Annotated in this window: 1 protein-coding gene; it reads left to right on the top strand. The window is 67.1% G+C overall.

Annotated features, from left to right (window positions below):
• Positions 1–258, top strand: a 258-nt coding sequence (locus G5A07_RS21465; RefSeq protein WP_191863999.1) for a thiamine pyrophosphate-dependent enzyme, incomplete at both ends; no start/stop codon positions are given.

Raw genomic sequence — 258 nt, 5'->3', positions numbered from 1 at the left:
ATCCAGACGATCGCGAGCGACCTGGAGCAGCACACCGGCTCGCTGCCCGTGCTGCTGCACGGCGACGCGGCGTTCGCCGGCCAGGGCATCGTGTGGGAGTGCCTCGGCTTTTCCGGCATCCGCGGCTACAATACCGGCGGCTGCCTGCACTTCATCATCAACAACCAGATCGGCTTCACGACGAGCCCGCAATTCGCGCGCTCCTCGCCCTATCCGTCGGACGTCGCCAAGGGCGTCCAGGCGCCGATCTTCCACGTC

Origin of the sequence: Stenotrophomonas sp. AS012628 (assembly GCF_010608305.1) — a bacterium.
Taxonomy (GTDB): Bacteria; Pseudomonadota; Gammaproteobacteria; order Xanthomonadales; family Xanthomonadaceae; genus Stenotrophomonas; species Stenotrophomonas geniculata.
Note: the sequence above shows the minus strand (reverse complement) of the source record. Positions and strands in the feature narration are given on the sequence as shown.